This is a genomic window from Nocardioidaceae bacterium (genome assembly GCA_018672315.1).
Lineage (GTDB): Bacteria > Actinomycetota > Actinomycetes > Propionibacteriales > Nocardioidaceae > TYQ2.
Genome location: CP076053.1, coordinates 986930 through 1000487 on the forward strand (window position 1 = coordinate 986930; position 13558 = coordinate 1000487).

General features: G+C 72.4%; 15 protein-coding genes. 3 read left to right on the plus strand and 12 right to left on the minus strand.

All coding sequences use genetic code 11. From position 1 onward, the window contains the following. Positions 1-52: 52 nt before the first annotated feature. Complete coding sequence (locus tag KLP28_04605; protein ID QWC86013.1) at positions 53-964, plus strand: 1,4-dihydroxy-2-naphthoate polyprenyltransferase; 912 nt, start codon at positions 53-55, stop codon at positions 962-964. Positions 965-980: 16 nt separating this feature from the next. On the opposite strand, the gene KLP28_04610 is transcribed toward KLP28_04605, so the two are convergent. After that, on the minus strand, positions 981-1736 hold the full coding sequence (locus tag KLP28_04610) for a peptidoglycan DD-metalloendopeptidase family protein (protein ID QWC86014.1): 756 nt from the start codon (positions 1734-1736) through the stop codon (positions 981-983). Further along, entirely contained in the window at positions 1737-2018 is a 282-nt protein-coding gene (locus KLP28_04615; protein ID QWC86015.1) for a DUF4229 domain-containing protein, read from the minus strand. A 58-nt stretch (positions 2019-2076) separates the two neighbouring features. Here KLP28_04615 and KLP28_04620 point away from each other — a divergent pair, with 58 nt between their 5' ends. Continuing rightward, on the plus strand, positions 2077-2370 hold the full coding sequence (locus KLP28_04620; protein ID QWC86016.1) for a hypothetical protein: 294 nt from the start codon (positions 2077-2079) through the stop codon (positions 2368-2370). Between the two features lie 29 nt (positions 2371-2399). On the opposite strand, the gene ccsB is transcribed toward KLP28_04620, so the two are convergent. From ccsB to hemL, 6 genes are all read right to left on the minus strand, one after another. After that, the gene (ccsB, locus tag KLP28_04625) at positions 2400-3137 is read right to left on the minus strand and encodes a c-type cytochrome biogenesis protein CcsB (protein QWC86800.1); all 738 of its coding nucleotides are present in this window, start codon (positions 3135-3137) and stop codon (positions 2400-2402) included. A gap of 248 nt (positions 3138-3385) precedes the next feature. Further along, on the minus strand, positions 3386-5158 hold the full coding sequence (locus KLP28_04630; protein ID QWC86017.1) for a cytochrome c biogenesis protein ResB: 1773 nt from the start codon (positions 5156-5158) through the stop codon (positions 3386-3388). 48 nt (positions 5159-5206) lie between these two features. Beyond that, positions 5207-5959, minus strand: coding sequence for a cytochrome c biogenesis protein CcdA (locus tag KLP28_04635; GenBank protein QWC86018.1), 753 nt, complete (start codon positions 5957-5959; stop codon positions 5207-5209). A gap of 11 nt (positions 5960-5970) precedes the next feature. Then, positions 5971-6609, minus strand: a complete 639-nt coding sequence (locus KLP28_04640; GenBank protein QWC86019.1) for a TlpA family protein disulfide reductase — start codon at positions 6607-6609, stop codon at positions 5971-5973. Next, a complete protein-coding gene (locus KLP28_04645) occupies positions 6606-7313 on the minus strand; it encodes a histidine phosphatase family protein (GenBank protein QWC86020.1) in 708 nt (235 codons plus the stop codon). The genes KLP28_04640 and KLP28_04645 overlap by 4 nt, the downstream gene beginning before the upstream one ends. Further along, positions 7310-8656 (minus strand): glutamate-1-semialdehyde 2,1-aminomutase, encoded by a 1347-nt coding sequence (gene hemL / locus KLP28_04650; protein QWC86021.1) that lies wholly within the window; start codon positions 8654-8656, stop codon positions 7310-7312. Before hemL ends, KLP28_04645 begins: the two co-directional genes overlap by 4 nt. 234 nt (positions 8657-8890) lie before the next feature. Here hemL and KLP28_04655 point away from each other — a divergent pair, with 234 nt between their 5' ends. Then, complete coding sequence (locus KLP28_04655; GenBank protein ID QWC86801.1) at positions 8891-10246, plus strand: lytic transglycosylase domain-containing protein; 1356 nt, start codon at positions 8891-8893, stop codon at positions 10244-10246. Between the two features lie 14 nt (positions 10247-10260). Here the strand turns inward: KLP28_04655 and KLP28_04660 are convergent, their stop codons facing one another. From KLP28_04660 to KLP28_04675, 4 genes are all read right to left on the minus strand, one after another. Further along, on the minus strand, positions 10261-10779 hold the full coding sequence (locus KLP28_04660) for a DinB family protein (GenBank protein ID QWC86022.1): 519 nt from the start codon (positions 10777-10779) through the stop codon (positions 10261-10263). Next, positions 10772-12253 (minus strand): NADP-dependent phosphogluconate dehydrogenase, encoded by a 1482-nt coding sequence (gndA, locus tag KLP28_04665; GenBank protein ID QWC86023.1) that lies wholly within the window; start codon positions 12251-12253, stop codon positions 10772-10774. The genes KLP28_04660 and gndA overlap by 8 nt, the downstream gene beginning before the upstream one ends. 93 nt (positions 12254-12346) lie before the next feature. Next, positions 12347-12649, minus strand: coding sequence for a DUF3017 domain-containing protein (locus KLP28_04670; GenBank protein QWC86024.1), 303 nt, complete (start codon positions 12647-12649; stop codon positions 12347-12349). 42 nt (positions 12650-12691) lie between these two features. Further along, positions 12692-13543 (minus strand): bifunctional methylenetetrahydrofolate dehydrogenase/methenyltetrahydrofolate cyclohydrolase, encoded by an 852-nt coding sequence (locus KLP28_04675; protein ID QWC86025.1) that lies wholly within the window; start codon positions 13541-13543, stop codon positions 12692-12694. Positions 13544-13558 lie beyond the last annotated feature (15 nt).

Consider the following 13558-nt stretch of genomic DNA (forward strand, 5'->3'; position numbering starts at 1 on the left):
GGGGCACCCGCCCAACCTAGCCGCGCCCAGGGGTGGTTGCGAGACTGGACGGGTGAGCACCGAGACCCTCTCCCCCACCCCCGGCCAGTGGCTGGAGGGCGCACGACCGAAGACCCTGCCCGCTGCCGTGGCGCCGGTCGCGGCCGGTGCGGGCGTCGCCCTGCACCTCGACTCCTTCGCCCTCGGACCCGTGCTGCTGGCGCTCGTCGTCGCCCTGGCACTGCAGGTCGGCGTGAACTACGCCAACGACTACTCCGACGGGGTCCGAGGCACCGATGACGCGCGGGTGGGACCGCTCCGGCTGGTCGGCTCGGGCCTCGCGGCGCCGCAAGCGGTCAAGCGGGCCGCGTACGCCTCCCTCGGGGTCGCCGCCGTCGCCGGCCTGGTGCTCGCCGTGCTGACCGCCTGGTGGCTCGTGCCGGTCGGGGCGCTGTGCATCGCCGCGGCGTGGTTCTACACCGGCGGGTCGCGGCCCTACGGCTACGCCGGGCTCGGCGAGGTGATGGTCTTCCTGTTCTTCGGCCTGGTCGCGGTCGTCGGCACCGTGTACGTGCAGACGGAGTCGTTCGGCGACGGCATGCTGGCGCCGTCGTTGCTCGCCGCGGTGGCGATCGGCGCGGTCGCCTGCGCGATCCTCGTCGTCAACAACCTGCGGGACGTGCCCACCGACACCGAGGCCGGCAAGACGACGCTCGCCGTACGCCTCGGTGACTCCAGGACGCGCGCGCTCTACGCGCTGCTGATGCTCACCCCGGCCGTGTGCACGCTCGCCCTCGCCGTGGTGACGGGCCCGTTCGCCCTGCTCGGCCTGGTCCACGGGCCGCTGGCGCTGCAGGGCGTACGCACCGTCGCCGGAATCGGCCGCGAGGCGGCGACCGGGCGGGCGCTCGTGCCCGTGCTGGGCGTCACCGGGCGCGCCGAGCTGTTCCTCGGTGTCGGGCTGCTCGTCGGCCTGGCTCTCTGAGGCCTGTCGCGGTTGCTCAGAGCTCGTCGCGACGGGGGCGCAGCTCGAGCAACGGCCGCGGGTCGACGGCCGAGGTGACCGAGCCCCCGGCGGGTCGCACCTCGAAGTGCAGGTGGCACCCCGTGTACACCGCGGAGTCCGAGGCGTACGCGAACCGCTGCCCCGCGCGCAGCGTGTCGCCCTCGGCGACCAGGTTGCGCCGGGTGTGACCGATGACGACGTCGCGCGTGACGCCGTCGTCGTCCCTCATGCGGAGCAGCAGGGAGTTCTCCCCGTACGCCGGTCCCAGCGCCGCGGAGGAGACGACCCGCGCCGGCCGAGCCGCGCGCAGGGGTGTGCCGCAGGGGATCGCGAAGTCGTAGCCGTGGTGGAAGCCCGTGCCGTCGCAGCGCGGGTCGAGCACGTAGTAGGGCGCCGGTGTGCAGCCGTACGCGATCTGCAGTCGGTGGCGACCCGTCCACCACGGCGAGGCGTAGCGGGTCCGGTCGTCCTCGAAGTAGAGCCACCGCGGGTCGGGTGGGAGCCGCTGCCGGGGCACGCGCGGACGGTCCGCCGACGCGGTCCCGCTCGACTCCGCGGGTGTGGGGCTCGGTGCGGAGTCCGTCGGCGTGGAGTCCGTCGGTGAGGGGAAGGGAGCCGACGAGGTGCCCGGGGTCGGAGCGGGGCTCTGCTCGGCCGTGCCGGACGCGCCGCCCGGCGAGCAGGCGGTGAGGACGAGGGCCGCCCCGACGGCGAGGAGACGGAGCCGGACGCGAGGGGTCGGCCCGCTCATCTAGTCGATGTCTTCCTTGCTGCGGCTGCGCTCCAACGCGTCGGAGGCGCGCGCGGCACGCCCCTCTACGACCTGCGCGAGCGCTTCGCGCTGCGTACGCAGCAGCTTCCACGAGCCGATCGCCGAGACGACGGCGGCCGCCGCCACGGCCACGAACACGGTGCCCGACCCGACCTCCCGGCCGGACAGCCGTGCGACCAGCACGACCACACCCCCGATGACGACCAGCGAGGTCACGAACAGCATCAGGCGCAGACCGGTGTAGACGAGGAACGGCTTCACGTCTCCCAGGTTACGCCGCGGTGGTCGTACGCTTGCGCGCTCGTCGTACCGTTGAGGTGTGGGAAAGATCCTGCTGGGGCTGGCGCTGATCGGAGCGGCCACGTACGCCCTCTTCTGGCTTCTCGAACGCCGCCGAGCACAGCGCGGCGGCCGTGGTGGTGGCTCGGGTCGCGCGGTACGACCGCAGCGTCCGAGCCCCGGGGGTCCTCCCCGCGTGACCGGACCCGACGACGACCCCGCGTTCCTGCGCGAGATCGAGCGTCGCCGCCGGGACGCGCAGCGACGCTCCGACGAGGGCCGCGACCCCGGGGGTCCTGCCGGCACCGGCAAGCCGGGTCCCGAGCCCGTCTGAGGCCCGGGACCTCCGGGGCCGAGGTCCGGCTACTCGGCGTAGGAGTGCAGGCTGCCGGCGCCGAAGAAGAAGTTGATGCCGACGAAGTTGAACCACAGCGTCGCCAGCCCGACCAGTGCCACGATCGCCGCGGCCTGGCCCTTCCAGCCGGCGGTCGCGCGGGCGTGGAGGTAGGCGGCGTACACGACCCAGGTGATGAACGCCCAGACCTCCTTGGGGTCCCAGCCCCAGAAGCGCGTCCAGGCCTCCTGCGCCCAGATCGGACCCGCGATGAGGGCCCCGAAGGTCCAGATCGGGAAGCCGATGGCGTGCATCCGGTAGGACAGCCGGTCCAGCGTCGGCAGGTCGGGCACCCGCGCGAGGAACCCGCCGGGCTTCAGCGACCCACGCTTCTCGGCCCGCTCCCGCACCAGGTACAGCGCCGAGAACATGCCGCCGATCGTGAAGACCGCGGTGGCGATGATCGCCGCGACCACGTGGATGACCAGCCACGGCGACTGCAGCGCCGGCGTCAGCGGGGCGGCGGGCAGGTAGAGCCACAGCACCGCGGCCATCAGCACCACGAGCTGGAAGCCGGTCACCACCACACCGAGCCAGCGCAGCTTGTAGCGGCGCACCAGCGCCACGTAGACCAGCGAGACGACGACAGCGGAGCTGATCGTGAACTCGTACATGTTGCCCCACGGCACCCGCACCGGGTCGTTCGCCAGACCCCGGGCGACCACGCCGAGCAGGTGCACGACCGTCGCGAGCACCGTCAGCGACATGCCGATGCGCGCGGCGAGGTCGGCTCGCTCGGCGGCGGACGACGACGGCGCCGAGTCGGCCGAGACGTCGCCCGGTGCCTCCAGCGACGACGCACCCGCCCCGACCAGGGCACGCTCGGCCACGGGCGCGGCCCGTCGCGTACGCGAGATCGCCAGATCGGCGGCGAACGCCAGGAAGGCCAGGAAGTAGACCACTCCCGCCGCGTTGATGGCGTTGTTGCTGATGACGCCGAAGAAGACGTGGTCGATCACGAGGACTCCTCGCTGCTGGTGGGGACCTGCGACGCGTCACCGTCTGCTCGATGTGTCTGCCCAGCCGACGTCGCTGCCTGGCCTGAGCCTACGCCCGGCTGCGCCAGGGTCCCACCGGTCGCCGCGGTGAGCGCGGTCACCAGCTCCTCGAGCTCGGCGCGCGGGTCGCCGCCCTCGGTGCGGTCCAGCACGGCGACGTCCAGCTCGTACGGGCCGTCGGCGCCGCCCGGGGCGTCACCCGCCGGCCGCAGGCGCACCCAGGCGCGTCGGGGTCGGATGTAGAGGCTCAGCATCAGGCCGGCGAGGCCGACCACGACGCCTGCCAGGGCGTACGCGGCGCCGGGGCTCGAGGCCATCTGCAGCTTCACGTAGCGCTCGACACCGTCGTAGGTGATCGAGCCGAGCCCCCCGGGGATCTGCTTGGTCTGTCCCACGACCATGTCGACACGGAAGGGGGCGTCGGAGTCGGGGTTGTCGATCTCGTTCAGGTTGTCCTTGTCGAGCACGTACACCGACTGGGTGTCGCCTCCGTCGAGCCCGAGGTCACCCTCGTACACCTGCAGGCTCACCACCGGGTCGAGCGCCGCCGGGAAGCGGCTGAAGGGGCCGCGCTCCATCGTGAAGTCGTACGTCGGGTAGAAGCCGCCCTCGAACCCCAGCTGGGTCGGCCGCGCGTCGGGCACCTTGACGACGCCGATCGAGGCGAAGGTCTGGTCGCTGGGCAGGAACGGCACCGCCCCGGAGAACGCGACGTCGCCGTTGCCGTCGCGCACGGTGAAGACGGGCGCGTAGCCGTGGCCCACGAGGTAGACCTGCGAGGAGCCGAAGGAGATCGGCTCGTTCACCTTCAGCATCTGCTGCTGCGGCTCGGCACCCGGCTCGGCGGTCGTGGTCAGGGCCGCCCGGAAGTCCTCGGGCTGGCCGGCCGCCGCCCCCTGGAAGATCCAGTCCACGTCGAAGTTGTCGACGGTGAAGGAGTACGGCGGCAGGTCGGCGGGGTCGAAGAGCGCCCCGGGCACGAAGTCGTCGAACTGGCTGACCTGGTCGGAGAACGTCTGCCCGACCGGGATGATCGCGCCCGCCTTGTAGCCGAACAGACCACCGAAGGCGACGGCCACGAGCACGACCACGACGGAGACGTGGAAGACGAGGTTGCCGGCCTCGCGCAGCTTGCCGCGCTCGGCAGCCAGCGAGGACGCACCGGCGGCGTCACCCTCGTCCGCGACGACACGGTAGGAGCGTCCGCGCAGCACGCGCCGCGCCTCCTCCAGGGCCGTGCCGTCGGCGTCGGCCGGCAGCGTCAGCGTGGCCGAGTGCGGCAGGCGGCCCAGGCGCTTCGGGGCGCGGGGCGGGCGGGCGCGCAGCGCCTTGGCGTACACCACCATGCGCGGCACGATGCAGCCGACGAGCGAGACCATCAGCAGCACGTACACGGCCGTGAACCACGGCGAGGAGTACACGTCGAAGAGGCCGAGCGCCTCGTAGATCGGCGTCAGCTGGGGGTGGTCGTCCTTCCATCGCCCGACCGCGAACGCGTCGACGCCGGTCTGCGGGATGATCGATCCCGGCACGGCGGCCAGCGCGAGCAGGAGGAGCAGGAGCAGCGCCGTACGCATCGAGGTCAGCTGGCGCCACGTCCACCGCGCGAGCTCTCGGGGGCCGAGGTCACCCGGCTGCAGCCCGTCCCGCGGCCCCCTGCCGTCACCCGGTCCGCCGGGGCCGCCCGCGGCCCGGTCGCTGTCGCTGCGCTGCAGCTCCGTGGTGCTCATCTGTCCTCCTGTCCTGCTCGACGATTGCTCGTGCGCGGTGGTTCCCGCCTAGATGCCGGGGGTGAATCCCTGGACCGAGACCTGCAGCTGCCCGATCAGCAGGTCCCAGAGTCCGGTCACCAGCAGCACCCCGACCGCGACGAGCATGAGACCGCCGAGCCGCGTCACCCACTGCTGGTGGCGCCGGATCACACCGACGGCGCCCAGGAAACGGCGGTAGGCCAGGCCCGCCACGATGAAGGGCAGGCCGAGGCCGAGGGCGTACGTCGCGCTCAGGAGCGCACTGCGCCCGGCTCCGCCCTCGGTGATGCCGAGGGTGAGGATCGCCCCCAGGGTCGGGCCGACGCAGGGCGTCCAGCCGATGCCGAACAGGACGCCGAGGAAGGGGGCGGCGACGAGCCCCACCTTCGGCACGGCGTGCACGCGCACGTCGCGCTGCAGGAACGGCACGAACCCCATGAAGGCGACGCCGAGCAGGATCGTCAGCGACCCCATGACGACCGTGAGGACCCGCCGGTTGTCGCCCTGGGCCAGCCAGGAGCCGACCGACCCGAACAGGGCTCCGTACGCCACGAACACCGCGGCGAAGCCGCTGACGAACAGCGTCGACCCCAGCACCATGCGACCCCGCCGCGCGTCCGCGAGGTCGGCGCCGGAGAGCCCCGTGGCGTAGGAGAGGTAGCCCGGCAGCAGCGGCAGCACGCACGGCGACAGGAACGACACGAGCCCCGCCAATACCGCGATCGGGATCGCGAGCAGGAGCGACCCCGAGGCCGCCGTCTGACTGAAGAACTCGCCCATCCCCGATCGCCTCAGCCGCTGCCGACTGCGCTGCCGGTCGACCCGCCGTCGCGTACGTCCTCGACGAGGTCGACGAGCGTCTGGGTCGAGGGCAGCTCGCCGATCACCGACGCCGCGATGCGCCCGTCGGCGTCGACCACCAGCGTCGAGGGGATGACCAGCGGCCTGCCGAAGGCGAGCAGGGTCTCGCCGCCCTGGTCGAACAGGCTCGGGTACGGGATCTCGAAGTTGCGCTCGAACCCCAGGGCAGGGGCCGGGCTCGGATCCCGGGTGTTGATACCGAGGAAGGCCACGTCGGCGTCGCTGCCGGGGGCACCCGCGCCGAGCTCGTCGTACGCCGCCACCAGCTCGGGGGCCTCCGCCCGGCACGGCGAGCACCACGAGCCCCACACGTTGACCACGGTGACCTGGTCGCCGGTCGCGACGGCGTCGGCGAGGCCGAGCGGAGCACCCTCGAGGCTCTCGCCGCTCACCTGGTCCACGGCGACCTCGACGCGGTCGTCCCCCGCGAAGGTCGCGACGTTGCCCTCGGCGGAGACGAAGCCCTGCTGGGTGCCGCCGGCGACGTCGTCGTCACCGGTGCAGGCCGAGGCTCCCGCGACGAGCACGACCGCACCGAGGGCGGCGCCGAGACGCCCGCGGCCGGTCACGACGCCTGCTCCTGGGCGGCGCCGCGTCCGCCGGAGCTGAAGTTCTTGCCGCGCTCGGAGATCGGGATCATGTCGGCGGCCGGCTCGGAGTACACGACCCGCAGCAGGCGACCGCCGCGGAAGTGGAACGAGGTCAGGCTGCACACGCTGCACCGGCGTGAGCGCGGGTCGTGGACGAACCAACGGCCCTCCGCCGCCAGGCGTGCGATCCAGATCGGCAGCTGGTGGGAGACCACGAGGGCCTCGTGCCCGTCGGCGGCGTCGCGGGCGTCCTTGATCGCCGAGGACATCCGACGCGCGATGTCGGCGTACGGCTCGCCCCACGAGGGTCGGAAGGGGTTCCACAGCTTCGGCCAGATCTGGGGCTGCGTCAGCGAGGAGAGGGAGAACGGCGTGCCCTCGAAGTCGTTCTCGGACTCGATGACGCGGTCGTCGGTGAGCACCTCGAGCCCCCGGGCCGCAGCCGTCGGGGCGGCGGTCTCCTGCGCGCGCTCCAGCGGCGAGGCGATCACGTGCGTGATGTCGCGGTGGCCGATGGTGTCGGCGATGCGCTGCGCCATCGCCTGCCCGCGCTCGGAGAGGTGGAAGCCGGGCTTGCGGCCGTACAGGATGCCGTCGGGGTTGTGCACCTCGCCGTGCCGCAGCACGTGGACGACGGTGTCGCCCGAGGCGTCGTCGTCGGCGGCCAGGGGCTGGGACGTCATCGCGCCTCCTCGGGTGTGGCGGCGGCCGCGGCGGCCGCGGCGGCGGGCATGGCCGCGACGACGCGGTCGAGCGCCGCGTCGTCGTGAGCGGCGGAGAGGAACCACGCCTCGTACGCGCTCGGGGGCAGGTAGACCCCCGCCTCGAGCATGGCGTGGAAGAAGGCCGTGTAGCGGTGCACCTCCTGGCTGGAGGCGCCGGCGAAGTCGCGGACCCGCTCGGTGCCCTCGGGCGTGAAGAACACACTGAACATCGAGCCGCCCGCCTGCACCACGTGGGGCACCCCGGCCGCCGTGAGCGCGGAGCGCAGCTCCTCCTGCAGGCGCAGCGCCGCGGCGTCGACGTGGTCGTACACGCCCTGGTCGGCCAACCGCAGCGTGGTGAGGCCGGCGGTGGTCGCGACCGGGTTCCCCGAGAGCGTGCCGGCCTGGTAAACGGGGCCCTCCGGCGAGAGATGGCTCATCAGGTCGGCGCGGCCGCCGAAGGCAGCCGCCGGGTAGCCGCCGCCCATCACCTTGCCGAAGGTGACGAGGTCGGGCGCCCAGCCCTCGACGGCCCCGTCGAGACCCCACGCGCCGCTCGCGGAGAGGCGGAAACCGGTCATCACCTCGTCGGAGACGAACAGGGCCCCGTGCGCTGCGCAGGTCTCGGCCAGGAACCGGTTGAAGCCCGGCTCCGGCGGCACCGCCCCCATGTTGCCGGGCATCGCCTCGGTGACCAGGCACGCGATCGAGTCGCCGTGCTCGGCGAAGGCCGCCTCCACCGCCGCGCGGTCGTTGTAGGGCAGCACGAGCGTCGAGGCGGTCGACGCCGCCGGGACCCCAGGGGTCCCGGGAACGGCGAAGGTCGCCAGGCCCGAGCCGGCCGCGGCGAGGAGGGAGTCGACGTGCCCGTGGTAGCAGCCGGCGAACTTGACGATCGTCTCGCGGCCGGTGACCCCGCGTGCGAGGCGGATCGCCGACATCGTGGCCTCGGTGCCGGAGGAGACGAACCGGACCTTCTCGACCGAGGTGCGTCCGACGATCTCCTCGGCGAGCTCGACCTCGGGCACCGTCGGGGTGCCGAAGGACGAGCCGCGGCGCACCTGCGCCTCGACGGCGGCGACGACCTCGGGGTGGGCGTGGCCGAGCAGCATCGGACCCCAGCTGCAGATCAGGTCGACGTACTCGTTGCCGTCGACGTCCACGAGGTAGGGCCCGCGGGCGGAGCTGATGAAGCGCGGCGTGCCGCCGACCGCGTTGAACGCGCGCACCGGCGAGTTCACACCCCCGGGCGTGACCTGGTGGGCGCGGTCGAAGAGAGCGTGCGATCCGGAGACGTCGAGTGGAGGCATCCCACCCATCATCCCTGAGGCCGCAACGGCACCCGATCGGCCCGGGGGTCGCCTTGCTCACAGCGGGCGACATGTGCGGTGCACCGTGTCACACTTGTGACGAACCGGTGACGGGCCTCACAGCCCGCACCGGTCCGTACCGCCATGACGTCCTGGGATCCCGGACGTTGTGACCGGAAACCGGCGTGAGGATGCCTGAGGGGGGCATGGTGCACGTCACACGTGAGCGAGGGAGACGCAGAGCGCATGGCGAAGAAGACGTTGTCGCGGTGGCAGAAAGCCGTCGTCCTGGTGCCGCTGGCTGCGGCGTCCGGGGCGTGGACGGCGACGCTCGCCGTCCCGGCCGACAGCGACACCGACACCCTGCAGGCCACGTCGAGCGAGGCGGCGGCGTCGACCGAGGGGTCCGGCATGCTGCCCGATGGCACGAGCGTCCCGACGCAGGCCATCGAGGCGCCCGCGAGCGTCTCCTCGCCCGACTCGTTCGGCTCCGGCGGCTATGACGGCTCCGTGGCGCGGAGCATCACCGCGGACTCCTCCATCAACGGCATCCCCTCGGCCGCGGTCGCCGCGTACCAGCGAGCCGCCCAGGTCATCAACGCCGCCGACTCGGCCTGCAACATCTCCTGGCAGCTCGTGGCCGCGATCGGCCGCGTCGAGTCCGACCACGGCCGCTACGGCGGCAACGTGCTCACCGCCGACGGTGTGGCGCGTCCGGGCATCTACGGCATCCCGCTGGACGGCACCAACGGCACCGCCCGCATCGCCGACACCGACGGCGGCGAGTTCGACAACGACGCGGTCTGGGACCGCGCGATGGGCCCCATGCAGTTCATCCCCTCGACCTGGTCGATCGTCGGGGTGGACTCCGACGGCGACGGTGAGCGCAACCCGCAGGACATCGACGACGCGGCACTGGCCACGGCCGTCTACCTCTGCTCCGGCGGCGAGGACCTGTCGACCGAGCAGGGCCAGCGGTCGGCGGTGTTCCGCTACAACCGCTCGAACGACTACGTCGACCTCGTGCTCTCGCTGATGCGCGCCTACCAGGCCGGTGACTTCACCACCACGCCGAACGAGGTCTACTCCGGCGCCACCTTCTTCCCCGCACCGTCCGACTCGGTCGTCACCAAGCAGACCAAGGGCAAGCCGAAGAAGGCCAAGAACGTGCCCGAGCCCAAGCCGAAGCCCACGCGCAACGGCGGTGGCTCCGGTGGCCTGTTCGGCGGTGGTGGCAGCTCCGGCGGCTCGGGCGGCTCCGGCGGCGGTGTCGTCACCGGCGGTGAGACCGGCGGAGGCTCCGTCGGCGACACGGTCAAGGAGACGACCGAGAACGTCGGCGGCACCGTCAAGGACGCCACCAAGAACGTCCAGGAGACCGTCGAGGACACGCTGACGCCGCTGCAGAAGGCACAGGAGTACTGCCGCAACACCGACACCGGTCCCGCCAGCCTGCAGCAGTGCGTGGACGCCTACCTCAGCGGTGGAGCGAGCGCCGTGAACAACCTCGTCTCCGGCCTGCTCGACACGACCAAGGGCGCCGTCGACGGCGTCAAGGGCACCGTCGGCGGCGTCGTCGGAGGCCTCACCGGCGGCAACTGACCCCCGACCGGTCGTCAGCGTCGCCTCAGCAGACCCTTCACGTACGCCGCCTGCCCGACGTGCTGGGTCGTGTCGCCGATGACGGAGACCAGCCGCGCCTGGGCAGTGACCGGCGGGTCCCACCGCTCGTCGACGACGCGGGCGAGGTCCGCCTCGCTCATCGCCCCGACCACCTCCAGGGTCATCGTGTGCACGGCCTCGTGGTAGTCGGTCAGCACGGACAGGTCGTCGACCCGCCACGCCCCGACCTGCTCGGAGGAGTGCCCGAAGCCGATGTCGTCGGGGTCGTACGGCAGCCCGGACCGATCGTGGAAGCCTCGAGCCGTCCACACCTGCTCGCGTCCCGCCAGGTCGGCCACGTGGTCGTCCTGGACGCGCGCGAGGTGCCAGACGAGCCAGCCGACCGGGTTCGCCTCGGCACCCGGCCGCCAGGTCAGGTCGTCGGGGCTCATCCACTCCAGCACCGACGGCACCAGCTCGTGGACGCGGACGAAGGAGTCGCGGAGCACGGCGTGGGCGGAGACCTCAGTCATCCTGCTGCTCCTCCGTGCGGTCGCCGGACCACAGGGTGTGGAAGGTGCCCTCCTTGTCGGTGCGCTTGTAGGTGTGCGCGCCGAAGAAGTCGCGCTGGCCCTGGATGAGCGCCGCAGGCAGTCGCTCCGCGCGCAGCGAGTCGTAGTACGCGAGCGCGGCGGAGAACGCCGGCACGGGAACACCTGCGTCCACCGCGGTCGTGACCACGCGGCGCCAGGACTCCTGGGCCTCGACCAGCGCGTCGCGGAAGAAGGGCGCGAGCATCAGCGCGACCAGGTCGGGGTCCTCGTCGTACGCCTCGGTGATGCGGTCGAGGAAGCGGGCGCGGATGATGCAGCCGCCGCGCCAGATCTTCGCCACCTCACCCTTGTCGATGCTCCAGTCGAACTGCTCGGCGCCGGCGATGATCTCGTCGAACCCCTGGGAGTAGGCGACGATCTTGGAGGCGTACAGCGCCTGCTCGACGTCGGCGACCAGCTGGTCGGCGTCGTCGGCCGTCCAGCCCTCGGGGCCGGGAAGATCGGCGGCGGCCTCGCGGGCCGCCGGCTTGCTGGACAACGACCGTGCGAAGACCGCCTCGCCGATCATCGACACCGGTACGCCGAGGTCGCAGGCGTTCATCACGGTCCAGGCGCCCGTGCCCTTCGCGCCGGCCTGGTCGAGGATGACGTCGACCAGCGGCTGCTGGGTCTCCGCGTCCTCCTGACGCAGCACCTCGGCGGTGATCTCGATCAGGTAGGACTCCAGCTCGCCGTCGTTCCACCGGTCGAAGACGTCGGCGATCTCGGACGGCGTCTTGCCGGTGCCGCGCCGGATGAGGTCGTACGCCTCCCCGATGAGCTGCATGTCGGCGTACTCGATGCCGTTGTGGATCATCTTCACGAAGTGCCCGGCGCCGTCCGTGCCGAGGTGCGTCACGCACGGCACGTCCCCGGACTCCCCCGCCTTGGCCGCGATCTTCTCGAGGATGGGACCGAGGGTCTCCCACGCCTCCGCCGAGCCGCCCGGCATGATGGACGGACCCTCCAGGGCCCCGACCTCGCCGCCGGAGATGCCGGCGCCGACGAACTGGATGCCGGTCTCCCGGATCCGCTCCTCGCGGGCGATGGTGTCGTGGAAGTCGGCGTTGCCGCCGTCGACGATGATGTCGCCCGGCTCGAGCACCTCGAGCAGGTCGTCGATGACCGCGTCGGTGCCCGGCCCGGCCTTGACCATGCTGATGACGGTGCGCGGGGTCGACATCTTCTCGGCGAGCTCGGCGTACGTCGTGGCCTTCACGAACCCGGCCTCGGGGTGCTCGTCGACGAGCTGGTCGGTCTTGGACGTCGTGCGGTTGTAGACCGCGACCTTGTTGCCCTCGCGCGAGGCCAGGTTGCGGGCGAGGTTGGACCCCATCACCGCGAGGCCGACGACAGCGACGTTGGCCGGCTCCTCGGGCGAGGCGGCGGTGGATCCTTCGGTGGACTGCGACACGGGGTGCTCCTGGTTCTGCGGGTCGAGCGGATGAGTGACTACCCCGTCACCGTGCCCCGTCCGGAGTCGTTCTCACGCGCCGTCGCAGACGGACTAGGGACCCAGCTGCTCGGGGATCCCGACCACGAGCAGCAGCAGCGAGCCGCTGACGACCAGCAGCATCACCACGTCGACGAGCTTGCCGCGGACACCCAGCATCCCGGCCTCCTCCTGCGGCAGCCGGAGGCGTGCGAGGGCGGCGAGCAGGAGCGTCGCGGCGACGACGGACACGCCGGCCCGCCACGGTCCGGCAGCCGCCAGCACGACGCCCAGCACCGACGCGGCCAGCACCAGCAGGTAGACGACGCCGCCGGCGTGCTCGGGGCGTTGCACCCGCAGCAGACCCCGTACGCCCATGGTCGCCACCGTAGGCCAGAAGGAGACCGGGCGGGGCGCAGGTCAGCCGGCGTCGCGCTCGGCGAGCGCCACCACGTTGGCGAGGAGCATCGCGCGGGTCATCGGACCGACGCCGCCCGGGTTGGGCGAGACCCAGGCGGCCACCTCGGCGACCCCCGGGTCCAGGTCACCGGCGATCTTGCCGTCGACCCGGGAGACACCGACGTCGAGCAGCGCGGCGCCCGGCTTGACCATGTCGGCGGTGATGATGCCCGGCACGCCCGCCGCGGCGACGACGATGTCGGCCCGGGCGACCTCGGCGGCGAGGTCGCGGGTGCCGGTGTGGCACAGGGTGACGGTCGCGTTCTCGCTGCGGCGGGTCAGCAGCAGGCCCATCGGGCGCCCCACCGTCACACCACGGCCCACCACGACCACGTGCTGCCCGGCGATCTCGACGCCGTGGCGACGCAGCAGCTCGATGATGCCCGAGGGGGTGCAGGGCTGGGGGGCCTCCCGGCCGAGGACCAGCCAGCCGAGGTTGGTGGGGTGCAGGCCGTCCGCGTCCTTCGCCGGGTCCATCAGGCCGAGCACCGCGTTCTCGTCCATGCCCTTCGGCAGCGGCAGCTGCACGATGTAGCCGGTGCAGGCCGGGTCCTCGTTGAGGCGGCGTACGGCGTCCTCGACCTCGGCCTGTGTCGCGGTCTCCGGCAGGTCGACGCGGATCGAGGCAATGCCGACCTCCGCGCAGTCCTTGTGCTTGCCGTTCACGTACCAGCGGCTGCCCGGGTCGTCGCCGACCAGCACCGTGCCGAGTCCCGGGGTGATGCCGCGGGACGCCAGCGCGGCGACGCGCTCGGTGAGCTCGCCCTTGATCGCCTTCGCGGTGGCGGTGCCGTCGAGGATCTGTGCGGTCATCGTGTCGCTCCTGTT

Excerpts from the sequence above, each read along its gene's own strand:
- KLP28_04635 (QWC86018.1), bottom strand. The coding sequence starts at position 5,959 with ATGGGCGAGTTCTTCAGTCAGACGGCGGCCTCGGGGTCGCTCCTGCTC.
- KLP28_04670 (QWC86024.1), bottom strand. The coding sequence starts at position 12,649 with ATGGGCGTACGGGGTCTGCTGCGGGTGCAACGCCCCGAGCACGCCGGC.
- KLP28_04675 (QWC86025.1), bottom strand. The coding sequence starts at position 13,543 with ATGACCGCACAGATCCTCGACGGCACCGCCACCGCGAAGGCGATCAAG.
- hemL (QWC86021.1), bottom strand. The coding sequence starts at position 8,656 with ATGATGGGTGGGATGCCTCCACTCGACGTCTCCGGATCGCACGCTCTC.
- ccsB (QWC86800.1), bottom strand. The coding sequence starts at position 3,137 with ATGTCGCTGACGGTGCTCGCGACGGTCGTGCACCTGCTCGGCGTGGTC.
- KLP28_04655 (QWC86801.1), top strand. The coding sequence starts at position 8,891 with ATGGCGAAGAAGACGTTGTCGCGGTGGCAGAAAGCCGTCGTCCTGGTG.
- KLP28_04610 (QWC86014.1), bottom strand. The coding sequence starts at position 1,736 with ATGAGCGGGCCGACCCCTCGCGTCCGGCTCCGTCTCCTCGCCGTCGGG.
- KLP28_04660 (QWC86022.1), bottom strand. The coding sequence starts at position 10,779 with ATGACTGAGGTCTCCGCCCACGCCGTGCTCCGCGACTCCTTCGTCCGC.
- KLP28_04630 (QWC86017.1), bottom strand. The coding sequence starts at position 5,158 with ATGAGCACCACGGAGCTGCAGCGCAGCGACAGCGACCGGGCCGCGGGC.
- KLP28_04645 (QWC86020.1), bottom strand. The coding sequence starts at position 7,313 with ATGACGTCCCAGCCCCTGGCCGCCGACGACGACGCCTCGGGCGACACC.